This window comes from Tessaracoccus flavus (assembly GCF_001997295.1).
Classification (GTDB): domain Bacteria; phylum Actinomycetota; class Actinomycetes; order Propionibacteriales; family Propionibacteriaceae; genus Arachnia; species Arachnia flava.
Window position 1 is genome coordinate 2,622,823 of sequence record NZ_CP019605.1, and the last position, 22,581, is coordinate 2,645,403.

The window sequence follows — 22,581 nt, forward strand, 5'->3', positions numbered from 1 at the left end:
CAAGCGCACAAACGCCAACGGATAGGGGAACACGCCAACCCGCAGCCCATAACGCCAACTGATAAGGCGATTCGCCGCCAAGACCCAGCGACGCCGACGATATATCCGGGGCGTCGCTGAGTCTCGGGGGCGTCTCGGTCTAGCGGTTGGCGTGTTCCCGCATCCGTTGGCGTTTGCCTCTATCCGTTGGCGTTCCCAGCTAACGATTGGCGTTTGGGGCTACCCGTTGGCGTTTGGGGCTACCCGTTGGCGCTGCGACCGAGCGGGGCGCCGTCGAGACTGCGGGCCATGCGGTCGACGGCCTCCTCGATGATGGCCGGGGATGTTGCGAGGTTGACCCGGACGAACTGCTGGTGCGCGGGCGAGAACTCGCTGCCGAGGTTGAACCGCACCCGCCCCACCTCGTGGAAGTGGGCACCGGGGTTCTCCAGACCCAGCGCGGAGCAGTCGAGCCACGCCAGGTACGTGCCTTCGGACGGCTCGTGCGACAGCTGCGGCAGCCGCGCGGCGAGAAGGTCGGCGAAGAGCCGTTTGTTGGCGTCGATCTCCAACTGCGCCTGCGCCAGCCATGCGCGGCCCTCCGAGAGCGCCTCGGAGTGGGCCAGGATGCCGAAGTAGCTGGCGCCGTCCTGCATCGTGCCCGCCAGCTTCCGCAGCAGCTCGTGCTCGCCGATCACCAGAGCGGCCTTCACAGCCGCCAGGTTCCACGACTTCGACGCCGACGTCACGACCAGCGCGTTGGCCGCACCCGGCACCTGCAGGTACGGGGTGTGGGCTGAGCCGGCCAGCGGCGCGTGGATCTCGTCCGAGATCACGGCGACGCCGTGCTCGCTCGCCAGCCTGGCCACCTCGGTGAGCTCGTCGACCGTGTGGATCGTGCCCGCCGGGTTGTGCGGGGAGCACAGGAGGTACGCGGTGGTCTCAGGGCGCGCGAAGGCCTCGGCCAAGCCGTCGAGATCGAGCCGGCCGTCGTCGCCGAGCGGCACCTCCACCAGGTGGCGGTCGGGGCTCACCATGCGGAACGGCGGGTAGATCGGCGGGTTGATCACCACGGCGTCGCCGGGCGCGGTGAGCCCCAGCACGGCCTCGCGCATTCCCGTGACGACGTCGGTGGCCAGCTTGAACTGCTTCGGCTCGATGCTCCAGCCCCACATCCACTGAGCGAAGTCGGCGAACGCCTCCTGGTAGTCGGGCAGCTGGGGATACCCGGTGTCGCCCATCGCGAGAGCCCGTTCCAGTCGTTCCCGGACTGGTGCAGCGAGGTGCGCGTCCATCTCGGCGACGAACATCGGCAGCACGTCCGGTTCGAAGCGTCGCCACTTGATCGTGCGTCGCTGCTGCAGTTCGGTGAGCGGAACATTGAAGATGGCCATGCGGTCAGGCTATCGGCCGCGCGGGCGTCCGTTTGGGGTGCCGCGTCGGCTTGGCGCATAATGGGCCAGTCCGCACGGCGTCGATGAGGCCATCACCTCGGAGCTGCCGGAAGAACGGCGAGGGAACCTCGCTCACTAGACCCGGCTGCGGCAGCAATCAAGTGGGGCGCAGCCGCGCCCAACGAGGGTGGTACCGCGGGCTTCCAGCTCGTCCCTCATCAGCGACGACGACGATGAGAAGGACCGCCATGACCAGCTCCCCCGGTTACAAGGCCGTGCCCGCGCAAGTGGATTTCCCGGCTCTTGAGCACGACATCTTGAAGCTCTGGGAAGAGCGCGGCACCTTCGCGCAGTCCCTTGAGCAGAGCCGGGGCGGCGAGCCCTGGACGTTCTACGAAGGCCCGCCCACGGCCAACGGCACCCCGGGGGCCCACCACATCGAGGCGCGCGTGTTCAAGGACATGTTCCCGCGGTTCAAGACGATGCAGGGCTACCACGTCGAACGCAAGGCCGGCTGGGACTGCCACGGGCTGCCCGTCGAGCTCGCCGTCGAGAAGGAGCTCGGGTTCTCCGGCAAGGCCGACATCGAGGCGTACGGCGTCGAGGAGTTCAACGCGAAGTGCCGCTCCTCCGTGCTGCGCCACGTCGACGAGTGGACCGAACTCACCGAGCGGATGGGTTACTGGGTCAACCTCGACGACGCCTACGTGACGATGACGCCGCAGTACGTCGAATCGCTGTGGTGGGCGCTCAAGCAGATCCACGGCAAGGGGCTGCTGGAGGAGGACTACCGGGTGGCGCCCTACTGCCCGCGCTGCGGCACCGGGCTCTCCGACCACGAGCTGGCGCAGGGCTACGAGGAGGTCACCGACCCCTCGATCTACGTGCGCTTCCCGCTCACCTCCGGCCCGCTCGCCGGCGACGTCGACCTGCTGGTCTGGACGACGACGCCGTGGACGCTGGTCAGCAACACCGCCGTCGCCGCGCACCCCGAGGTCACCTACCGGGTGGCGACCCATCCCGAGCAGAAGTCGCTGCTCATCGCTGAACCGCTCGCCGAGCAGGTGCTGGGCGAGGAGTGGACGCTCACGGACTCCTTCCTCGGCAGGGAACTGGAGCGCTGGGGCTACCAGCGCCCGCTGGAGCTCGTCGAGTTCCAGGGCGAGGCCCACTTCGTCGTGCTCGCCGAGTACGTCACCACCGAGGACGGCTCGGGCCTCGTCCATCAGGCCCCCGCCTTCGGCGAGGACGACATGGCTGTGTGCCGCGCGTACGGCCTGCCGTTCGTCAACCCGATCACCAAGACCGGCGAGTTCGAGGCAGACGTCCCGCTGGTGGGCGGGATGTTCTTCAAGGATGCCGACAAGGTGCTCGTGGAGGACCTCGAGCGACGCGGGCTCATGTTCCGGGTGCTCGACTACGTGCACAGCTACCCCCACTGCTGGCGCTGCCACACCGCGCTGCTCTACTACGCGATGCCGTCGTGGTACATCCGCACCACGCAGCTGAAGGACGAGCTGCTCGCCGAGAACGAGGCGACCACCTGGTACCCGGACAACGTCAAGCACGGGCGCTACGGTGACTGGCTCAACAACAACATCGACTGGGCGCTGTCCCGCACCCGCTACTGGGGGACGCCGCTTCCGATCTGGCGCTGCGAGGACGACCACCAGGTGTGCGTCGGCTCGCGCGCCGAACTGTCGGAGCTGACCGGCACCGACCAGAGCCAGCTGGACCCCCATCGTCCCTTCGTCGACGACATCACCTTCGACTGCCCCACCTGCGGCAAGGAGTCGCGCCGCGTCCCCGAGGTCATCGACGCGTGGTTCGACAGCGGCGCCATGCCGTTCGCGCAGTTCGGCTACCCGCACGCGGAGGGCTCGGAGGACGTCTTCGCCGAGCGCTACCCGGCGGACTTCATCTGCGAGGCCATCGACCAGACCCGCGGCTGGTTCTACTCGCTCATGGCCGTCGGCACCGCGGTGTTCGGCAAGTCGAGCTATCGCAACGTGGTGTGCCTCGGCCACATCCTGGCCGACGACGGCCGCAAGATGAGCAAGCACCTCGGCAACATCCTGCTTCCCATCCCGCTCATGGATCAGCATGGAGCCGACGCGGTGCGCTGGTTCATGGCGTGCTCCGGATCGCCCTGGGCGGCCCGTCGCGTGGGCCACCAGGCGATCGGTGAGACGGTCCGCAAGGTCCTGCTGACCTACTGGAACACCGTCGCCTTCCACTCCCTGTACGCACGGGCCGCAGACTGGACGCCGTCGGGCGACGCCCCCGCGGTCGCCGAGCGCCACGTGCTGGACCGGTGGCTCACGTCGGTCACGAACCAGCTGGTACTGGAGGCCACCGACGCTCTGGAGAACTTCGACACGCAGCGCTACGGCACGCTGCTGGCGAACTTCGTCGACGCCCTGTCCAACTGGCACGTTCGCCGCTCCCGTCGCCGTTTCTGGGCCGGCGACGACGACGCCCTGTGGACGCTGCACGAGACTCTCGACACCGTCACGCGGCTGCTCGCGCCGATCATGCCGTTCACCACGGAACGCGTCTGGCAGGACCTCTTCCACGCCGCCAACCCCGAGGGTCCGAGCTCCGTGCACCTGGCTTCGTGGCCGACGGCCGACGAGTCGCTGATCGATGCCTCGCTCATCGAGTCCATGGAGGTGGTGCGCCGCGCCGTCGAGCTCGGTCGCGCTGCGCGCGCCGAGTCGAAGGTGAAGATCCGCCAGCCGCTCAGCCGGATGCTGGTGCCCACCGCCATCTTCGAGAAGCTGACCCCCGCGCTGACCGACGAGATCAAGGCGGAGCTGAACGTCGAGACCGTGGAATCCTTCGCGTCCGCCGGCGACCTCGTCGATTACTCGGCCAAGGGCAACTTCCGCAACCTCGGCAAGCGCTTCGCCAAGCGCACGCCGCTGGTGGCGGGCGCCATCGCGGAGCTCGACGCGGCCTGGCTGGCCGGCGAGCTGCGGGACAAGGGCCGGGCCGAGTTCGAGTTCGACGGGGAGACGATCGAGCTCACCGCCGACGACGTGATCCTGAGCGAGCGCCCCCGCGAGGGCTGGTCGGTGGTCAACGAGCAGGGAGAGACGGTGGCGCTCGATCTGGAGCTCACCCCAGCGCTCATCCTGGCCGGCCTCTCCCGCGAGGTGATCCGCTTCGTCCAGGAGGCGCGCAAGCGGCACGGTCTCGACGTCTCGGATCGCATCGTCTTGACGGTGGAGGCCGACGGTCAGCTCGCCGAGGCGGTGGAGACGCACCGGCAGCTCATCGCCGACGAGGTGCTCGCGGTGGAGCTGGAGACGGCGGCCGTGGCGGACCCGACGGACGTCGACGAGGACCTGGGCCTGACGATCCACCTCGCGAAGGCCTGACGCCGCTCGGCGCGCGTCGAATCGGTCCCTGAGCTTGTCGTCCTCGTTCCCTGAGCTTGTCGAAGGGTTACGGCCGTGCCCGTTGTCGCCGCCCTTGTGTCACGGGCGGCGGAAGGGGACGGGGCCGTTACCCTTCGACAAGCTCAGGGAACTAGGGGCCGAGATCGACGTCGGCCTCGCGCTGGGTGATCCCCGCCTGGTGGAGGCACTTGTCGAGGACCTTCATCACCTCGAGGGTGTCGCGCAGGGGCATCGTCGGCGACTCGGTCTCGCCCGCCGCGATCCGGGCGGTCACCTCGGCGAACTCGTGGCTGTAGCCGCGGCCGGTGGGCAGCGCCTCGATGATGCGCGGCAGGACGCCGTTGCGGTGCACCGTGATCATCGACGGATGGTGGAACCGGGGCTCGACCTCGATCCACCCCTTCGTCCCGACGACGATCATGCGGCCGGGGCCATGGCCGTCGAAGCCGCAGGTGAGCGACGACAGCCCGCCCGCCGCGTGGACGAGGTTCATCGTGACGGCCTTGTCCACCCCAGTGGGGTAGAGACGAGCGCGGGAGTCGATCTCTTTGACATCCCCCAGGAACGCCTGCGCGAAGTTGACGACGTAGACGCCCAGATCCAGGATCGCCCCGCCGCCCAGCTCGGGCGCGAAGAGCCGGTGGTCGGCCTGGTACTCGCGGTAGGCATAGAGGTCGCCCTGCACGCCGACCACATCGCCGATGCGGCCCCAGGCAACCACCTCGCGGGCGGCCGCCACCACCGGGAGGAACCGGGTCCACATGGCCTCCATGGCGAACACGCCCTTCGCGCGAGCGGCGTCCACCACCTGCTGGGTGCCCTTGAGAGTCGCGGTGAAGGCCTTCTCCACCAGCACGGCTTTGCCGTTGTCGATAGCTGCCAGCGCGATATCCCGGTGCTGCGGATGGGGGGTGGCGATGTAGACCACATCGACGTCGTCGGATTCCAGCATCGCACGGTAGGAGCCGAACGCCCCGGGGATGCCGTACTGGTCTGCGAAGTCCTTGGCCTTGCTTTCGGTCCGCGAAGCGACGGCGGCCAGCTCAGCCCCCGGCACGAACTGGAAGTCGCCTACGACGCCGTGGGCGATGGCGCCTGTCCCAACGATGCCCCAGCGAACGGTATTCATGCCTTCAGGCTAGCCCCGACAGCCGTCGGTTGTGGCGATTCAGGCTCCCGCTAGGTACCAAAGTCAGGTTCGAGCCACATCCCGGCCTGCGCGGGCGCCCCACCACCCGGATCGATGCGGTGGCGTCGGCGGAATCCGAACGTCTCGTAGTAGTGCGCCAGTCCCTCCTCGCATTCGAGATAGACCGGGAGCTGTCCCGTGTGGCTGAGGCCCTCGCGGATCAGCTGTGCGCCGAGCCCTCTCCCCTGCTCCGACGGCGCCACCGCCACCCCACCGAGGTACCAGTGCGGCTCCGCCGGATGGGCGGCCTTGGCCGCCCCGTCGACAACCCTGCCGCGCTCGATGAAGCCCAGCAGCGCCCCCGACCGGACGTGCGGGATGACCTCGCGCACCGACGTCGCACCGCGCCACGCCGGCACCCGCCACTTACCCGGCGCCATCCAGCACGCCACGCCGGCCAGTGCGCCGTCGTCGTCGGCCACCACCAGCCGCCCGCGGGCGAGGCCCTGGGCGAGGGTCGAGCGCAGTAGTGACGGGAGCACCGCGTGCCTGGCCTCGTCGTCCTCGATCATCCAGCGCCACTGCGGCGTGGTCTCGAACGCTGCACCGAACAGCGCAGAGGCCGCCGGGAGATCATCCTTGGTGGCCGGTCTGATGGTCGGGCTCACTCGCGTCGGCCGATCACGTAGAGCCGGTCCTGCCCCTCACCGGTTAGGTAGACCTCCAGGTCGGTCAGTCCGGCTGAGCGGACAGCGCCGAGGACCGCCGACGGATCGTGGAGCACCTGCGCGATCCGCACGTCGTGGCCCAGCCACTGGCTGCGCTGCTCGACGGCGTTGCCGGTCTTGACGGCCAGCGCGAGCACGCCGTCGGGGAGAAGAGTCTCGGCCAGCCCGCGGACCGCGGGGGTGAGTTCGCTGGGCGCGAGGTGGATGAGGGAGAACCAGCTGACGACGGCGCCCCACCCGGCGGCCGTGCCGGGGCGGAGCAGGCGGCGCAGGTCGCCCACCTCGAAGTCCAACTCCGGGTGCCTCTGCCGGGCCACCTCCACCATCCGCGGCGACACGTCGAACCCCGTCGGTGCCGCTCCGGCCTCGGCCAGGAAGGCGGTGACGTCGCCGGGGCCGGCGCCGACGTCGGCCAGCTGATGCGGCCCGGCCAGCTCCGCCACGCGGGTCAGCAGCCAGCGCTCGAACGGCTTCGCCACCCCTCCATAGGCGTCGGCATAGTCCTCGGCGACGGCGTCGTAGGCCTCGACGACCGTGCGGTCGCGCGCCTCGGATCCCTCGGCCAGCACCTGCTCGCGGTCGACGGCGGGCGCAGGGGCGTCCACCGGTGCCTCACCCAACGTGTGCGCCCAGCGGTGATCCTGCTGGCCGGGCCGGCGCTCGAGCCGCGCGACGAGCGGCTCCTCGCGCGCTGCCATGCGCTGCAGCACTGCCTCGACCTCGCCCCGGTCGTCGAACTCGTGCATCCGGTCGGCGCGGGTCTTCAGTTCCCCGGGCGATTGCGGTCCGCGTAGGAGGAGGACGGTCAGCAGGGCCCGCTCGTCGTCGGCGAGGCCGAGCGCCTCGACGGCGGTCTGCGCGTACTTCAGGGTGCGCCTGCCGTAGTCGAGCCAGGTGACGCGGACGAGGCCGCGGTCCTTGAGCATCCGCGCGGTGTCCTGCACGGTCCGCTCGTCGTAGTCCGTCACCGGGTCGCGGCTCGACTTCTGGTTGCAGGCGGTGCGCAGCGCCGCCATGGTGAGCGGGTACGAATCCGGCACGGTGATCTGCTTCTCGAGGAGGCAGCCCAGCACGCGCTGTTCTTCGGGGGAAAGGATCGGCAGCGTCGTCACCTGCCTGAGATTACCCGCGCGGTCCCGCGCCGGTGGACCTATCCTTGGTGAGCGGTTCATCAGGAGGTTTCATGGGACGCATTGTTCAGAAGTTCGGCGGATCGTCGGTGGCGGACGCCGAGTCGATCAAGCGGGTCGCCCGCCGGATCGCGCGAACCCGCAGCGAGGGGCACGACGTCATCATCGTCATCTCCGCGATGGGCGACACCACCGACGAGCTGATGGACCTCGCGCTGCAGGTATCGCCGCGGCCGAAATCGCGCGAGCTGGACATGCTGCTCACCACGGGCGAGCGCCAGTCCGCCGCGCTCCTGGCCATGGCGCTGAGCGACCTCGGCGTCGACGCCGTCAGCTACACCGGATCGCAGGCCGGCATCATCACCACCCCCACGCACGGCAACGCGCGCATCATCGACATCACTCCGGGGCGCGTCGAGAAGTCGCTCGCCGAGGACAACGTGGTGATCGTGGCGGGATTCCAGGGCGTCGCGCAGACCACCAAGGACGTCACGACCCTCGGCCGTGGTGCCTCCGACACCACCGCCGTCGCACTGGCGGCGTCGCTCGGCGCGGACTACTGCGAGATCTACTCCGACGTCGACGGCGTCTACACGGCCGACCCGCGCATCGTGCCGTCGGCCCGCCGGATCGCCGAGATCGGCTACGAAGACATGATGGAGATGGCCGCCTCGGGCGCGAAGATCCTCCACCTGCGCTGCGTCGAGTACGCACGCCGCGAAGGGGTGCCGGTCCACGTGCGCTCCTCGTTCACAGACAAGCAAGGCACCTGGGTCAAGAGCCAGGACGAGATCACGAAGGACGAAGCCATGGAAGAAGCCATCATCACCGGGGTTGCGCACGATCGCGGCGAGGCCAAGGTCACCATCGTCGGGGTGCCCGACAAGGTCGGTGAGGCTGCTCGAATCTTCAGGGCGATCGCCGACAAGGAGATCAACATCGACATGATCGTGCAGAACGTGTCGCGCCTCTCCGATGCCGCCACCGACATCTCGTTCACGCTGCCCATGACCGACGGCGCCCTTGCGATGGAGGCGCTGGAGGCCGTCCGCGACGAGGTCGGCTTCGAAGAGCTCCTGTACGACGATCAGATCGGCAAGGTCTCGGTCGTCGGGGTGGGCATGCGCTCGCATCCCGGCGTCTCCGCCACGTTCTTCGACGCCCTCGCGAAGGCCAACGTCAACCTGCAGATGATCTCCACCTCCGAGATCCGCATCTCCGTGATCGTGAGCGCCGACGACGTCGACGCCGCGGTCCGCGCCTCTCACTCAGCGTTCGGCCTGGACGCCGACGAGGCCGCGACGGTCTACGCCGGAACCGGCCGCTGACGGGACACTTTGCCGGTCGGGGCGGCCCCCGGCGCAGGCTAGTCTTGGCTCTGTGAAGATCAGCCGTCGCCACGTGCTGGCGACCCTGGCCGCGTCCTCCGTCGCCGCGGTGGCGTGCCAGCCGGACCCCCCTGAGGCGCCGTCCGGTCCCAGTTCTCCCGCCGCGTCGCCGTCGGCCTCCCCCAGCGCGTTGCCGTTCGGGCTGGAGACCCCGTCGCGGGTGGAGGCCGTCGTGTTCGACGGTGGCTTCGGCACGGGTTACGTGCGGGCCGCCGCCGGACTGCTGAGCGACCTGTACGACGGCGTGACGGTGCTGGTGACCCCGACCACCGACATCTCGGGCACCGTGGCCGACCTCTTCGCCGACGGCGCCACCCCGCCCGACCTCATCGACAACTCCGGGGTCGGGAAGCTCAGCGTCGCGTCGATGGCTGACGACTTCGCCTCGCTCGACGACGTCGTCGAGTCCGAGAACCTCGAGGGGATCCCGATCGCGGAGACCCTCTACCACGGGGTGCTGGACGCTGGGACGTTCAACGGTCGCCTGATCGCGATCAACTACGCCCTGTCCGTCTACGGGCTCTGGCACTCGGCCACAGCGTTCGCCGCGGCCGGCTGGGCCGTGCCCGCCACGTGGGACACGCTGCTGGAGCTCGGCGAGGAGGCGCGCCGCGAGGGTCGGTACCTGTTCGTCTGGGGAGAGGGGGCCGAGTCCTACTACCAGGAGCTGGCCATCACGTCCGCCATCAAGGAGGGCGGGCACGACGTGCGTCGGGCGCTGGACAACCTGGAGGAGGGTTGCTGGTTCCACCCGGCCGTCTCCGGGGTGCTCGATCAGCTGGAACTCTGCGTGGCGGAGGGATTCCTCCTCGACGGCGGGCCGTACCTCGAGGCCCAGGAACGCTGGTCCCGCGACGGGGAGGCCCTCCTCTACCCCTCCGGGGCGTGGATCGCCCACGAGATGGCGGGCACGGCGTCGGCGGACTTCGCCTTCACCGTCGCCCCGGTCCCGACCCTTACCGCCGCCCCGACCCTCCCGGCCACCGCCATCCACTCCGCCCCGACCGAACAGTTCCTCGTACCCGAGAGGGCGAACAATCCCGCCGGGGGCAAGGAGTTGCTGCGGATCATGCTGTCGCAGCAGGCTGCCGCCGACTTCTCCCGCACCAACCTCATCCCCACGGTCGTGCGGGGAAGCGTCCCTGCGGATGTCGAGTCGACGGCGCTCGCGTCACAGACCCGACTCCTCGCGGACGCGGGTGAGGATGTCTTCACGTGGCGGTTCGACTCGCACTACGGGCTCGGCCAGGAGACCAACAATGCCTGGCGCGGCTTCCTCCGCGCCGAGTACGGCGCCGCAGTCCTTGCCGAGCGCCTGCAGAGCCTGACCGACGCGGTGCGCAACGATCCCGACATCGAGCGCTACACCGTCGACTGAGGTCGCCACCGGCGTCGCCCTCACCTAGAACTGGGGCGTCTCTCTACCCACTCTGAAAGGGTCAGTTTGCTGACACGCGCGACCATAGTGGTCGTACATGTCGCTGAATGGCACCTTTCGGGACGTGCATCGACCAGCACCCTCGATACGCTCGGGGAAACGGAATTGGGGATCCCCCGCTTCTCGCTCACCGGGGAGACGGGATCATCGGCGGCGGCCGGTCCCGAAGAGACCGCGCACGATCTCGCGGCTCGCGGTACGGACGAAATCCTTGAACACAGGCGATTTCGTCACCTGCTGCACGAGCGACGGGTTCTCCCTCTCGTAGCGGCGACGCGCCGCCTCCTCCGCCTTGCGCTCGCGTTCCAGGCGCCGCTGCTCCGCGAGGGCCTCGCGCTCGCGCTTTGCCTGCTCCTTCTCGAGCGCCTCCAGTTCCTCCTCGATGCGCTTGGCCTCCTCGAGCCGCTCAGCTTCGAGGCGTTCCTCCTCGGCCTTCCTCGCGCCCTCTTCCAGCTGGCGCGTGAGGACCTCGTAGGCGGACTCCCTGTCGAGCGCCTCGCCGTACTTCTCCATCAGCGCGGACTGGGCGACGCCCGCGCGCAACTGGTCCTCGGGAGTGGGACCCATCGTCGACGTCGGCGCCCAGATCTGCGTCCAGGCCACCGGGGTGGGGGCGCCTTTCTCGCTCATGACCGTCACGACGGCCTGGCCGATGCCGAGCTGCTGCAGCACGTCTTCCAGCTCGTAGTCGGAGTTGGGGTAGGTCGACACCGTCGCCTTGAGCGCCTTGGCGTCGTTGGGGGTGTGCGCCCGCAGCTGGTGCTGCACGCGCGAGCCGAGCTGGGCCAGGACATCGTCCGGCACATCCTTCGGCGTCTGGGTGACGAAGAACACGCCGATGCCCTTGGAGCGGATGAGTCGCACCGTCTGGGTGATGGCGTCGAGGAACGCCTTGGAGGCGTCGTTGAAGAGGAGGTGCGCCTCGTCGAAGAAAAACACGAGCTTGGGCTTGTCGAGATCGCCGACCTCGGGCAGCTCGGCGAACATGTCGGCCAGCAGCCACATGAGGAAGGTCGAGAACAGCGCCGGGCGGCTTGCCAACTCGGGCAGTTCGAGCAGGGAGACGACGCCGCGGCCGTCGGGCGCGACCCGCATGAGGTCGGCCGCGTCGAACTCCGGCTCGCCGAAGAACACGTCGGCGCCCTGGCTGGACAGCGTGACGAGGTTGCGCAGGATGACGCCCGCGGTCGCGGTGGAGATCCCCCCGATGCCTTTGAGCTGGGCCTTTCCCTCGTCGGAGATGAGGTACTTGATGAGCTCCGTCAGGTCCTTGAGGTCGAGGAGCGCGAGCCCCTCCTGGTCGGCGTAGTGGAAGATCAGGCCGAGCGAGGACTCCTGCACCTGGTTGAGCCCGAGCACCTTGCTGAGCAGGATGGGGCCGAACGACGACACGGTCGCGCGTACCGGGACCCCGATGCCGATGCCGCCCAGGGCGTAGAACTCGCACGGGAAGGCCTTGGGCTCCCACGGCTGGCCCTGCTTCTCGGTGCGGGCAAGCAGCTTCTCGCTGCCGGCGGCAGGGGTGGCCATGCCGCTGAGGTCGCCCTTGATGTCCGCGGCGAAAACGGGCACCCCGGCCGAGCTCAGCGCCTCGGCCATGACCTGCAAGGTGACGGTCTTGCCGGTGCCGGTGGCTCCGGCCACCAGGCCGTGCCGGTTGAACATCTTGAGCGGGATCCGGACCTTCGCGTCGGGCACAGGGTCGCCGTCGACCAGCACCCCGAGCGTCGCGGCCGGCGCCTCGAACGTGTAGCCGTCTGTGATCTTCTGAATCAATGCGTCGTTGCTCACCGCCCTACTTTCCCACACGGAACGACTGGGCGCGGTGCGGTCGGTGACTTGAGCAAATGAGATGGGTCAACGACGCGACACGCCGGTGTAACGCTGTTTGGTTTCGTCGACCCATCTCACTTGCTCAACGCATCCCCCGGCCAGGGACCCTCGGTGAGGGCCGCGACTGTAGGCTGGTGCGGTGATCTTCAAGAGAGTCGGTGACACCCGCCCCTACCCGGACCACGGGTACACCCATAAACAGTGGATCGCCATCGCGCCCCACCAGGTGCGGTTGGACGAGCTCGTCACCACCAAACGAACCCTCGACCTCGAAGCCCTCCTCGAGGAGGATTCGACGTTCTATGGCGACCTGTTCGCCCACGTCGTCGCCTACCGTGGGGAGCTCTACCTCGAGGACGGCCTCCACCGCGCCCTGCGCGCCGCGCTTCAGCAAAGGCAGACAATGCACGCGCGGGTGCTGGAGTTGAAGTAGGTTACCTTCGCAGAACCCTAGAAAGTAGACTTCCCCACCGTGCGTATCTTCAGGCTCATCGCCACCCCAGTCATCCTGCTGGGGCTGCTTGCTCTGCTGATCTGGGGAGCCTCCTGGGGGTGGAAGGCGCTGACCGAGCCCCTGCCGTCGCCCTCGCCGACCCCGTGCGTGGTGGAAGAAGCCGAGCTGCTCAACGTGACGCATGTCTCCGTGCGCATCTTCAACGGTGGATTCACGAGCGGACTCGCGAACCGTGAGGCCCGTCGGCTCACCGAAGTGGGGTTCAAGGTCATCCGAGTGGACAACACCGACGAGCGCATCCGTGGGACGGTCATCCGGGCCAACGAGAACCAGACCGGCCAGATCCGGCTGGTGAAGTCCTACTTCCTCGAGCCGACCGTCGAGTACGACGACCGCATCGACGGCACCGTCGACATCTACCTCGGCACCGACTTCCTGGGCGCCAACGACGGCTCCGACCCGGCCAACCCCCCGCTGTTCCAGGTCTCCGCCCCCGACGGCCAGATCTGCGTCGTCCCCGAGCCCAGCCCGTCTCCGTCGCCGTCACTTTCCGGGTCGCCGAGCCCGACGGCAGCCGAGACCCCCTGACGAGCTACGGTCCCGCGCAAACCCACTACACGTGAGAAGGCCCCCGGTTTCCCGGGGGCCTGCGGCGGTGATGGAGGGATTTGAACCCCCGGTAGGTTTCCCTACTCTCGCTTTCGAGGCGAGCTCTTTCGGCCGCTCAGACACATCACCGCCGATCAGTTTAACGAAGCCTGGGACCCTTCGCCAATCGTGGCCTACAGCTCCCCGGCCCCGATCCTGCGATCGAGCTCCTCGCTCATCGCTCGTTCCCGCAGAACGGCGCCGAAGAAACGGAATGCCCACTGCTCGGCGAGCGGGCGGGTTTCGGCGAAGATCACGGGCACCGTCGGGTGCCGGACCTGCGCCTCCCCGAGCATGTCGGCGACCACCGACGGCCGCACGTGCGTCAGCTTGAATACCGACGAGTACCGGTCCTCCACGAGGACCACGGCGTGCGGAAGCTCCGCGAGAGCAGCCTGCTGCTCGAAGAGTTTGCCCTGAAGCAGGCTGCCGACCAGGTCCTCCAGCGACTTCCGTTCAACGGCCGCGACGAGTTCGCCGTCGACCTCTACCCCGTAATCACCGACGGGCAGGGCGCGCTTGACGGTGGTGGCCTGCTCCGCAGCGAACTTCCAGGCGTACCGCTCCCGGGTGTCGACGAGGATCTCCAGCTCCGCGAGGCCCGAGGCTCGGGCGGTCGGCAGCTTGACGTCGGGGCGCGCAGTCTTCGACGTGCGTCGGCTCTGCCAGAAGATCACTTCCCGCCCACGAGCGCGCGCGAAGACGAACTGCGAGCGGCTCTCGCGCGTCCGATCCACCTCGATGTCGATCGCCGCGCCGCGCTTCACGCAGGACCGAAGAGACAATTCCTCGACGATCTCGGGCTCCTCGGGCCAGGGCAGCCCGTGCGGATGGCAGTAGATCTTCGACGTCCTCGGCCACGTGTCCTTCACCCGCAGCACAATCCCGTCTCCGATCGGAATCCTCACCAGGAAGGGCAGGGAGGACTCCTCGGGGTTGCGGGCAATCTGCAGCGTCAACATCCCTCCATTCTGCTGTCTCCCGGCCCCGCGGGCACGATCGGGCAGCCCCTTTGGTCCGGGTGACACTTGAGCCCTAGAGTTGGCCGGTGCGACATTTTGCGGAGCTGGTGCGCCAACCAGGACTGGCCCGGGTCCTCGGGACGCAGCTCGCCGCCCGCTTCCCTGCCGGGATGTACTCCCTCGGCCTCCTCATCCACGTCGAGCACGCCAAGGGCAACTACACCGCCGCCGGCATGGTGCTGGCCGCCTTCTCCGTCGGGATGGCCGTCGCCGGACCGATCGTCTCGCGTCAGCTGAGCCGGTTCGGCACCACCTTCGTTCTCCTCCTCACGCTCGCGCTCTCGTGCGCTGCGTTCGTCGGGGTCGCCCTGTTCCCGGGCCTCCCGCTCCCCGCCGTCATGGCCATGGCGGCCGTCGGGGGCGCGGCCATGCCCCCGGTCATTCCGACAGTTCGCACGCTGTACCCGCGGCTGTCGCCACGCAACCTCCTGACGGCGCTGTTCAGCCTCGACGCCGCTCTGCAGGAGATCATCTGGGTGATCGGCCCGGTGCTCATCACGGTGCTCGTGGCGGTCTTCGGGTCGACGACGGCGCTGCTGGTCGTCGTCGCCATCCAGGTGGCAGGTGGCTTGGTGTTCGCGCTGGATCCGTTGGTGCGTCAACTCCGCATCCCCGCCGCCACCCGAAAGTTCGGCCGCGTGCTGAGCAGCCCGTCGGTGGTGCTCATGGTGGTGGTCTCGCTGCTGATGATCGGGTCGTTCGCTGCGGTCGAGGCGGCCGTCGTCGCGTCGTTCGGCGAAGGAAGCATCAACGCCGGCATCGTGCTGGCGATCTCCGCCGTCGGCTCCCTCCTCGGCGGTCTCGCGGCCGGGAACCGTCCGATCGGACGCTGGTCGCTGGCGCTGAGGCTGGTCATCATCGTCGGCGGGTTCGGCATCGCCGCCGTGTCCTCCGGCTTCTGGGGGCTCGCGGTTGCGCTGTTCGTGGCGGGGCTCGGGATCGCGCCGGCGCTGGCGGCGGTCTCCAACATCATCGCCGGCAGCGTCTCCTTCGCCGAGACGGCCGAAGCCTACGGATGGATCGGCACCGGGCAGCTTCTGGGCGCCTCGATCGGAAGCGCGACGGCGGGCATTGCGATCGACGCCGCCGGCGGGACCGGCGGCATCTACGTCGCCGCGGGGATCGCGGTGCTTGCGTTCGTCACCGCGCTGGTGTTCCGCACGGCGCAGCCAGACCCCAGCGCGCCGGTCATCGACTAGTCGGCGACTTCGGTACGCGGCACCGCATCACCGGCGCCGAGTGCGGCCCCCAGACCCAGGGCGACGCTGGCGACCGTGCCCGCGATCCATGGGAGCCAGTGCGTCCACTCAAAGATCGCCGAGACCACCAAGGTCGCCGCGGCGACGGCCGCGGAGGCCAACGCCAGGCCGACGACGAGGCCGCGCCTCTCGCGGGGCACCGACAGTGCAGACAGCAACATGGGGATGAGGAATCCGATCACCGGCACCACGAAGAAGAACGCGCCCCCCGGCGCCCGGTCGAAGAGGGTCTCGGCGGCGTAGGCGAAGAGCAGCAGCAGCCCCATGCCGACCGACAAGACGATGATGGTGCTGCGGACACGCGCCGGCCGGTCTGCCGGCCGCTCGGGGGTGGTACTCATGACCGCAGGCTAGCCCTGTTCATCGATCAAGGACGATTGATCGGCGGCCCAACCGTGAGAAAGACTGCTCGGCGCCACCTCTGGGCGGGCGACCACGCTGAGACCCCGCGCCGAGCGGGCCTGTACCCCGTGAAAGCAAAGCGTCTCCCTAAGTAGGGGGTGAGGAACGAACCCCCGTATCGAAAGCTCGTACCTCACGGCCGCTGCTAGGGAGACGAGGAGGAAGACCGGCGTTCCGCGAAGAAGCCCCCGAGGACGTTCGCGCACTCGGACGCCATGACGCCCGACGTCACCAAGGGTCGATGGTTGAGGCGAGGGTCGCGGACCACGTCCCAGAGCGACGAGACGGCGCCGGCCTTCTCGTCGAAAGCGCCGAACACAAGCCGGTCGAGGCGCGCGGCGACGATCGCGCCCGCGCACATCGTGCAGGGTTCCAGGGTCACGACAATGGTGCAGCCGGTCAGCCGCCACTCCCCCAGCGCCTCGGCAGCGCGGCGGATGGCCACAATCTCCGCGTGGGAGGTCGGGTCGCCGGTCAGCTCCCGCTCGTTGCCGCCCCGCGCGATGACGCGCCCCTCGGCGTCGAGAATTACGGCACCAATGGGCACGTCACCGTGGGCCTCAGCAGCCACGGCCTCCGCCAGAGCCTCGCCCATCGCGGCGTGCCAGCGAGTGCCCACTACTCGTCGAAGGCCTCGGCCGCCCGCTCGAACACGTCGGCGACCTTGAGCTTCTTCGCGATGCGCCCCAGAAGCACGTCGGAATCCTCGTCGTAGTCCGTCGCGATCGCCTCAAGCTCGAACGCCCTCAGGCCGGACGCGGCGTACATCTCCAGGTCTCCAAGCGGAACGGAATCGTCGTCCTCGTCGGGCATCTCCTCGCCCAGATAGTCGACGACGTCGCGCGCGATGGGCCAGTCCTGGGCCGCCGTGATGTCACTCAGCAGCACCTCGACAGTGCGGCCCCGGACCCGGCAGATGACGAAGAACTCGCCGGCGACCGACACCCAGCCGTCGGCTCCGGAGTCGCCCGGGAGCCGGCTTAGCTGGCTGACGAGCTCATCCAGGTCGTTGGCAAGGTCGTAATCGAGCGGCACGGCCACGGCCTTGCCGTCCTCGCGGTAGAGCGCGACGACCAGATCCACGTCGTCCTCGGTAGCGTCCTCAAGATCGTCGAAGTCGAGGTCCTCGTCGTCGACGTCGTCACCCTCATCATTGAGGTCGAACGGCTCAGCGTCCTCGTCAAACACGTCCACGACATCTCCCTTCCTCGGCTCGGGCACCCATCTTCGCACGCAATCCACCGCGACACACCACCGGCCGACGATCCGCTACGCGTGGGTGCCCGGATGTGGGAAAGTTGGGGCGTGGAAGTTACCGTCGTAAGCCATCCCCTGGTCGATCACAAGCTGACGCTGCTGCGTAAGAAGGACACGGAGCAGCCCGTGTTCCGGCGCCTCGTCGAGGAGCTCGTCACCCTGCTGGCCTACGAGGCGACGCGTGGCGTCCGCGTCGGGTCGGTCGACATCGAGACCCCCGTCACCAGCACCACCGGGGTGAAGCTCTCACAGCCCGCGCCGCTGGTCGTGCCCATCCTCCGTGCAGGTCTCGGGATGCTCGACGGCATGCTCCGGCTGGTCCCGACGGCGGAGGTCGGCTTCCTCGGCATGATCCGCGACGAGGAGACGCTGCAGCCCATGACTTACGCCGAGCGGCTGCCCCACGACCTGTCGGGACGGCAATGCTACGTGCTCGACCCGATGCTGGCGACCGGCGGATCGCTCGGGGGCGCCGTCCAGTTCCTCGTCGACCGGGGCGCCGACGACATCACGGCCATCTGCCTCCTCGCCGCCCCCGAGGGGATCGAGAAACTGCGCGACCTGCTGGCCGGCCTTCACGTGCCCTGCAACCTCGTCGTGGCGGCGGTCGACGAGCGGCTGAACGAGGTGGGCTACATCGTCCCCGGCCTCGGCGACGCTGGCGACCGGCTCTACGGACTGGCCCAATAGCACTCGCCGATCCCCGGAGAGAGGCGGCCAGCCAGCCCCGATAGATTGACTGAATGGCTAGGAAGATCCCTGCGGGCTGGGTACCGAAGCAGCACGGCGCCTGGGCGATGATCATCGTCCCGTACGTCACGGGGCTGCTCCTCGCCGCACGGCTGCGGCCACTCGAGTGGAGCGACGCGACGCTGGGGCTGACGTGGCTGGTCGGCTACTTCGCTTTCAACGCGGCGACGCTGTGGCTCAAGGCACCGGCCAGGCGGCGCGCCTCCTTCCAGACGCCCCTGATCACCTACCTCGGTATCTCCGCCGTCTTCGGTGTGGCGACGCTCATCCAGAAGGGATGGCCGATCCTCATCTGGGTGCCCCCCTATGCCGTCGTTCTCGGCATCTCGCTCTGGCTCGCGGCCTCGAAGCGCGAGCGGTCGCTGCTCTCGGGGGTCCTGACCGTGGTGGCCTCCTGCGGCCTGATGGCAGTGCTGCGACCATGGCCGGCCGACGACCCCGCCCGGCTGCCCGACCTAGCGGTCATGGCTGCGGTTACCCTCTACTTCGTCGGCACCGTCTTCCACGTCAAGGCGCTCATCCGGGAGCGGAACGACCCGCACTCGGCCCGCCGCTCAGGTATCTACCACACGGCAGTGCTAGCCGCGCTCGTCGCCGGCATTGGGCTCGGCTGGCTCACCTGGCCCTGGAGCCTCTGGGGAGTTGCGCTCGTCGGGCGTTCCTTCCGAATGCCCCGCGCTCCCCGTCGCCCGCTGCAGATCGGGCTCGTGGAGATCGCGCTGTCGACGTGGGCGCTGCTCCTCGTGCTCTTCGCCTGAGCTTGTCAGGCGACGCTGCTTCACGTCTCCTGAGCTGAGTAGCGGCCGTTCCTCGCTCCCTACTCGGGAGACGTGAAGGCCTCAGTAGTAGTAGGGGAAGCGGCTCCAGTCGGGGTCGCGCTTCTCGAGGAAGGCATCGCGGCCCTCGACCGCCTCGTCGGTCATGTAGGCCAACCGCGTGGTCTCGCCGGCGAACACCTGCTGGCCTACCAGCCCGTCGTCGATGGCGTTGAACGCGTACTTCAGCATCCGCTGCGCCGTCGGGGACTTGCCGCAAATCTTGGCGGCCCACTCCAGGCCGACGTCCTCCAGTTCGGCGTGCGGGATGACCCGGTTGACCATGCCCATGCGGTGCGCGTCCTCGGCGTCGTGCACATCGCCCAGGAAGAAGATCTCCCGCGCGAACTTCTGGCCCACCTGGCGCGCCAGGTACGCCGAGCCGTAGCCGGCGTCGAACGAGCCGACGTCGGCGTCGGTCTGCTTGAACTTCGCATGCTCGCGCGACGCGAGCGTGAGGTCGGCGACCACGTGCAGCGAGTGCCCCCCACCCGCGGCCCAGCCGTTGACCAGCGCGATGACCACCTTCGGCATGAACCGGATGAGCCGCTGCACCTCGAGGATGTGGAGGCGGCCGAGCTTCGCCGCGTCGACGGATTCGGACGTCTCGCCCTCGGCGTACTGGTAGCCGGCACGACCGCGGATCCGCTGGTCCCCGCCCGAACAGAACGCCCACCCGCCGTCCTTCTCCGACGGGCCGTTGCCGGTGAGCAGCACGCATCCGATGTCGGACGAGGTGCGCGCGTGCTCCAGCGCCTGGTACAGCTCGTCGACGGTGTGAGGCCGGAAGGCGTTGCGCACCTCGGGCCGGTCGAAGGCGATCCGCACGGCTGGCACGTGCTTGGCGCGATGGTAGGTGATGTCGGTGAACTCGAAGCCCGCCACGGGCTCCCAGAGTTCCGCGCGGAACGGGTTCGTCATGGACCTGAGCCTAGCGAAACGCCCTCACCGTGGTCCGTGGACGGCGCGCGCGACGCGGTCCGGGAGGTTGGTGATGATGGCGTCCACGCCCTTGGCTGCGAGCGCGATGGCGTCCTCGTCCTTGTTCACCGTCCAGGTGTGGACCTTGATGCCGGCTTCGTGGCAGAGCCACACGTAGTCCGGCTGCTGCAGCGCGGCGAAGTGGGGATGGATGGCGCCCGCGCCCAACCACGAGACGTAGCGCCACGGTTCGAAGAGGCCGTCGGAGGTCAGCGCTCCTACGTGCTGCGGGGGGATCTTCCCGCGGAGGTTGGCCAGCGAGTAGTGGTTGAACGACGAGATGATGACGCGATCCAACATCCCGAACTCGTTCACGATCCGCACCACGTCGTCCTCCATCCCCGGGTAAAGGACGATGGTGTTCTTCAGCTCGATGTTCACGGTCAGCGTGGTCTCGCGGAAGAGTTCGAGAACTTCCTGCAAAGTTGGGATCTTCACATTGCGGCGTCCCGCGAAGCCGTGCGCGAAGTCAAGGTGGCGCAGCTCGTCGAGGGTCATGTCAACGACGCGACCGAAGCCATTGGAGGTACGGTTCACCGACTCATCGTGGATCGCGACGATGTGTCCGTCGGCCGTGCGCTGGACATCCAGCTCGACGCCGTCAACCCCCAGCTGGATCGCCTGCTGGAAGGACGCGAGCGTGTTCTCTGGCGCGTAGGCGGACGCCCCACGATGGCCCCAAATTGCAGTCACCCGGCAATCTTCCCACCTTCGGGCTGGGCATCGCACCTTTCCGACGCCGAACAGGAAGCGCTGCGCAAGAGACGGATTAGGATCGAGTCACGGGAAGTCGCGTCGGTGACCGTCTCATGACCCGCTTGTCCCGCAGCCTGGTGCAACTTCACAGACGGTCTGGGCCCTCCACCATGGGAGGACCCAGACCGTCGTCATGTTATCGCCGGCTTGTTAGGGGCTGGGTGCTGGCCAAGCCGGGTACGGGTTGTAGCTGTCGAAGTAGACGATGTTGTTGAAGACCCAGTCTGCGTCCCACGCGTAGGTGGTGCCGCTGGAGGTCTGCGTGGACTTGATGAAGTCGACCCCTGCCCACGAGCGGCAAGCGCCGCGGCCGGTTTGGGGCGTGTCGCACTCGGTTCGCCACTTCCGTCCGTCCGAAGCGGTCCACTGACCGGCATTGCCCAATGGGTTTCCTGCCCACAGCTCGCGCTTTGTCTCAAGTCTCACTCACGAAAGTCACGCATTCTGGAAAACGAGCCGATCCAGTGACGCATCGTGTTTCTCGCGTCTAGGGGCAGCCGCACCCCCGATGGAGGGGTTGCTCCGGGCACGCCGTCTCCGTCATGCGGACCGCGTGACCCAGTCGGGGTTTGGCCATCGAGCGCCAGCTTGAGCCGCGGGCCCGGGTCACATTCCGGGGGGGTCACAGATCCGAACAGGATCACTGGCCACGCGCACGGAGGGAAAACCAGGCAGGTGTCACCGGTGACCACGGTGAGGCATCGTGATGAACTGGACTGCTGAGCCAGCACAACGTAGCGGACGTGATCGAGATCGTCATGCTGGGTCGCCTCGACTCCAACGCTGAGGGCGTCGACTCTGCGCCCATCGAGGAGCGATGCGCCCGCGTCGGTGCTGGCTGAGCGCTCGCGGCATACCGGATCGCCGCTCCCTCATGGCGGTGGCCATGGTCACTGGCGTTCCGCTGGTGTGGCTGGAGACGGGTCAGGCCCCGTCGGAGACGGGGCCTGACGTGTTGCGCGCTCGGAGGGACTCGAACCCCCAACCTGCTGATCCGTAGTCAGCTGCTCTATCCATTGAGCCACGAGCGCTTGGGCAAGAAGAGACTATACGTGGGCTCCCGCTGATTCGCCAAAACGCAGCCCTGATCAGCGATGTCCTAGGCCCCGCCGACATCGTGAGCCAGACTGGACCCATGCGCCACAGCATTCTGGACAGCCCCATCGGACCCCTCACTCTCATCGAGCGCGACGGGGGGCTTGCTGCGCTCTACATGGCCGAGCACGCGCACGCGCCGGGCACCGCTGCTCGCGGCGAGCGCGTGGACGACGCCCTCCCGGAGGCCACACAGCAGCTCAGGCAGTACTTCGCCGGAGAGCGGAGCGAGTTCGACATCCCCCTCAACCCGGCGGGCACCGAGTTCCAGCGACAGGTGTGGGCCGCACTCACTGAAATCCCCTACGGCGAAACCCGCACCTACGGCCAGCTCGCCGCCGGACTTGGCCGTCCCTCGTCCGCGCGGGCCGTGGGGATGGCCGTCGGTCGCAATCCCATCAGCATCGTCGTGCCCTGCCACCGGGTGGTCGGCACCAACGGGAAGCTCACCGGTTACGCCGGCGGGATGGCGCGCAAGGAGTTTCTCCTGGCTCACGAACGCGGGCAAGCTCTTTCGCGTCGAGCGTGACAACCCGCGGAAGCACAAGGACCCCCGACAAGGCGGGGGTCCACACTGGCGGAGGTGGCGGGATTTGAACCCGCGATGGGGTTGAAGCCCCAAACCCGCTTAGCAGGCGGGCGCCATAGACCGGACTAGGCGACACCTCCAGTGCCCTGCAAGGGTAGCCGAGCAGCATGGTGGGCGGCAAACAGCGCGG

Annotated in this window: 21 protein-coding genes and 3 tRNA genes; 9 read left to right on the forward strand and 15 right to left on the reverse strand. The window is 68.3% G+C overall.

Annotated elements, in window-relative coordinates; genetic code table 11:
* Positions 1–239 precede the first annotated feature (239 nt).
* Positions 240–1,373, reverse strand: a complete 1,134-nt coding sequence (locus tag RPIT_RS12085; RefSeq protein WP_077343650.1) for a MalY/PatB family protein — start codon at positions 1,371–1,373, stop codon at positions 240–242.
* Between the two features lie 248 nt (positions 1,374–1,621).
* Here RPIT_RS12085 and ileS point away from each other — a divergent pair, with 248 nt between their 5' ends.
* Positions 1,622–4,756, forward strand: a complete 3,135-nt coding sequence (ileS, locus tag RPIT_RS12090; protein ID WP_077343652.1) for an isoleucine--tRNA ligase — start codon at positions 1,622–1,624, stop codon at positions 4,754–4,756.
* A gap of 151 nt (positions 4,757–4,907) precedes the next feature.
* Here ileS and RPIT_RS12095 read toward each other — a convergent pair whose 3' ends face one another.
* From RPIT_RS12095 to RPIT_RS12105, 3 genes are read right to left on the reverse strand one after another with little or no spacing between them, the layout of a single operon-like run.
* Positions 4,908–5,906: a Gfo/Idh/MocA family protein gene (locus RPIT_RS12095; RefSeq protein ID WP_077343654.1), complete on the reverse strand. Its 999-nt coding sequence runs from the start codon at positions 5,904–5,906 to the stop codon at positions 4,908–4,910.
* Between the two features lie 50 nt (positions 5,907–5,956).
* The gene (locus tag RPIT_RS12100; protein WP_077343656.1) at positions 5,957–6,574 is read right to left on the reverse strand and encodes a GNAT family N-acetyltransferase; all 618 of its coding nucleotides are present in this window, start codon (positions 6,572–6,574) and stop codon (positions 5,957–5,959) included.
* Positions 6,571–7,746: a DUF480 domain-containing protein gene (locus RPIT_RS12105; protein WP_218121603.1), complete on the reverse strand. Its 1,176-nt coding sequence runs from the start codon at positions 7,744–7,746 to the stop codon at positions 6,571–6,573. Before RPIT_RS12105 ends, RPIT_RS12100 begins: the two co-directional genes overlap by 4 nt.
* A 71-nt stretch (positions 7,747–7,817) precedes the next feature.
* Between RPIT_RS12105 and RPIT_RS12110 the strand changes: the two genes are divergently transcribed.
* Positions 7,818–9,092 carry an aspartate kinase gene (locus RPIT_RS12110; RefSeq protein WP_077343659.1) on the forward strand — a complete coding sequence of 425 codons (1,275 nt, stop codon included), beginning with the start codon at positions 7,818–7,820 and terminating at the stop codon, positions 9,090–9,092.
* 52 nt (positions 9,093–9,144) lie between these two features.
* On the forward strand, positions 9,145–10,530 hold the full coding sequence (ngcE, locus tag RPIT_RS12115) for an N-acetylglucosamine/diacetylchitobiose ABC transporter substrate-binding protein (RefSeq protein ID WP_077343661.1): 1,386 nt from the start codon (positions 9,145–9,147) through the stop codon (positions 10,528–10,530).
* A 204-nt stretch (positions 10,531–10,734) separates the two neighbouring features.
* Here the strand turns inward: ngcE and RPIT_RS12120 are convergent, their stop codons facing one another.
* Positions 10,735–12,381: a helicase HerA-like domain-containing protein gene (locus tag RPIT_RS12120; protein ID WP_077343663.1), complete on the reverse strand. Its 1,647-nt coding sequence runs from the start codon at positions 12,379–12,381 to the stop codon at positions 10,735–10,737.
* Positions 12,382–12,562: 181 nt separating this feature from the next.
* Between RPIT_RS12120 and RPIT_RS12125 the strand changes: the two genes are divergently transcribed.
* Together RPIT_RS12125 and RPIT_RS12130 are read left to right on the forward strand one after the other, a co-directional pair.
* Complete coding sequence (locus RPIT_RS12125) at positions 12,563–12,856, forward strand: type II toxin-antitoxin system VapB family antitoxin (protein ID WP_077343665.1); 294 nt, start codon at positions 12,563–12,565, stop codon at positions 12,854–12,856.
* A gap of 39 nt (positions 12,857–12,895) precedes the next feature.
* Positions 12,896–13,465 carry a LytR C-terminal domain-containing protein gene (locus tag RPIT_RS12130; RefSeq protein ID WP_077343667.1) on the forward strand — a complete coding sequence of 190 codons (570 nt, stop codon included), beginning with the start codon at positions 12,896–12,898 and terminating at the stop codon, positions 13,463–13,465.
* A gap of 65 nt (positions 13,466–13,530) precedes the next feature.
* On the opposite strand, the gene RPIT_RS12135 is transcribed toward RPIT_RS12130, so the two are convergent.
* Positions 13,531–13,615, reverse strand: a tRNA-Ser gene (locus RPIT_RS12135).
* Positions 13,616–13,659: 44 nt separating this feature from the next.
* Entirely contained in the window at positions 13,660–14,487 is an 828-nt protein-coding gene (locus RPIT_RS12140; protein WP_077343669.1) for an ERCC4 domain-containing protein, read from the reverse strand.
* 86 nt (positions 14,488–14,573) lie between these two features.
* Between RPIT_RS12140 and RPIT_RS12145 the strand changes: the two genes are divergently transcribed.
* Positions 14,574–15,746: an MFS transporter gene (locus RPIT_RS12145; protein ID WP_077343671.1), complete on the forward strand. Its 1,173-nt coding sequence runs from the start codon at positions 14,574–14,576 to the stop codon at positions 15,744–15,746.
* Here the strand turns inward: RPIT_RS12145 and RPIT_RS12150 are convergent.
* The 3 genes from RPIT_RS12150 to RPIT_RS12160 all read right to left on the reverse strand — a co-directional run bounded on the left by RPIT_RS12150 (position 15,743) and on the right by RPIT_RS12160 (position 17,450).
* Positions 15,743–16,147: a hypothetical protein gene (locus RPIT_RS12150; protein ID WP_077343673.1), complete on the reverse strand. Its 405-nt coding sequence runs from the start codon at positions 16,145–16,147 to the stop codon at positions 15,743–15,745. The two genes, RPIT_RS12145 and RPIT_RS12150, sit on opposite strands and share 4 nt — an antisense overlap.
* Before the next feature lie 206 nt (positions 16,148–16,353).
* Positions 16,354–16,803, reverse strand: a complete 450-nt coding sequence (tadA, locus tag RPIT_RS12155; protein ID WP_077344324.1) for a tRNA adenosine(34) deaminase TadA — start codon at positions 16,801–16,803, stop codon at positions 16,354–16,356.
* Positions 16,804–16,826: 23 nt separating this feature from the next.
* On the reverse strand, positions 16,827–17,450 hold the full coding sequence (locus RPIT_RS12160; protein ID WP_418361360.1) for a tRNA adenosine deaminase-associated protein: 624 nt from the start codon (positions 17,448–17,450) through the stop codon (positions 16,827–16,829).
* 45 nt (positions 17,451–17,495) lie between these two features.
* Between RPIT_RS12160 and upp the strand changes: the two genes are divergently transcribed.
* The gene (upp, locus tag RPIT_RS12165; RefSeq protein WP_176789325.1) at positions 17,496–18,155 is read left to right on the forward strand and encodes a uracil phosphoribosyltransferase; all 660 of its coding nucleotides are present in this window, start codon (positions 17,496–17,498) and stop codon (positions 18,153–18,155) included.
* 53 nt (positions 18,156–18,208) lie between these two features.
* The gene (locus tag RPIT_RS12170) at positions 18,209–18,973 is read left to right on the forward strand and encodes a YwiC-like family protein (RefSeq protein WP_077343679.1); all 765 of its coding nucleotides are present in this window, start codon (positions 18,209–18,211) and stop codon (positions 18,971–18,973) included.
* Positions 18,974–19,054: 81 nt separating this feature from the next.
* Here RPIT_RS12170 and RPIT_RS12175 read toward each other — a convergent pair whose 3' ends face one another.
* The 4 genes from RPIT_RS12175 to RPIT_RS12190 all read right to left on the reverse strand — a co-directional run bounded on the left by RPIT_RS12175 (position 19,055) and on the right by RPIT_RS12190 (position 21,798).
* Positions 19,055–19,951, reverse strand: coding sequence for a 1,4-dihydroxy-2-naphthoyl-CoA synthase (locus RPIT_RS12175; RefSeq protein ID WP_077343681.1), 897 nt, complete (start codon positions 19,949–19,951; stop codon positions 19,055–19,057).
* 24 nt (positions 19,952–19,975) lie between these two features.
* Complete coding sequence (locus RPIT_RS12180) at positions 19,976–20,704, reverse strand: glycerophosphodiester phosphodiesterase (RefSeq protein ID WP_162274552.1); 729 nt, start codon at positions 20,702–20,704, stop codon at positions 19,976–19,978.
* Positions 20,705–20,917: 213 nt separating this feature from the next.
* Positions 20,918–21,193: a hypothetical protein gene (locus RPIT_RS12185; RefSeq protein ID WP_143028248.1), complete on the reverse strand. Its 276-nt coding sequence runs from the start codon at positions 21,191–21,193 to the stop codon at positions 20,918–20,920.
* A gap of 532 nt (positions 21,194–21,725) precedes the next feature.
* Positions 21,726–21,798, reverse strand: a tRNA-Arg gene (locus tag RPIT_RS12190).
* Positions 21,799–21,902: 104 nt separating this feature from the next.
* Between RPIT_RS12190 and RPIT_RS12195 the strand changes: the two genes are divergently transcribed.
* Entirely contained in the window at positions 21,903–22,391 is a 489-nt protein-coding gene (locus RPIT_RS12195) for a methylated-DNA--[protein]-cysteine S-methyltransferase (RefSeq protein WP_077343687.1), read from the forward strand.
* A gap of 46 nt (positions 22,392–22,437) precedes the next feature.
* On the opposite strand, the gene RPIT_RS12200 is transcribed toward RPIT_RS12195, so the two are convergent.
* Positions 22,438–22,531, reverse strand: a tRNA-Ser gene (locus RPIT_RS12200).
* Positions 22,532–22,581: the final 50 nt, after the last annotated feature.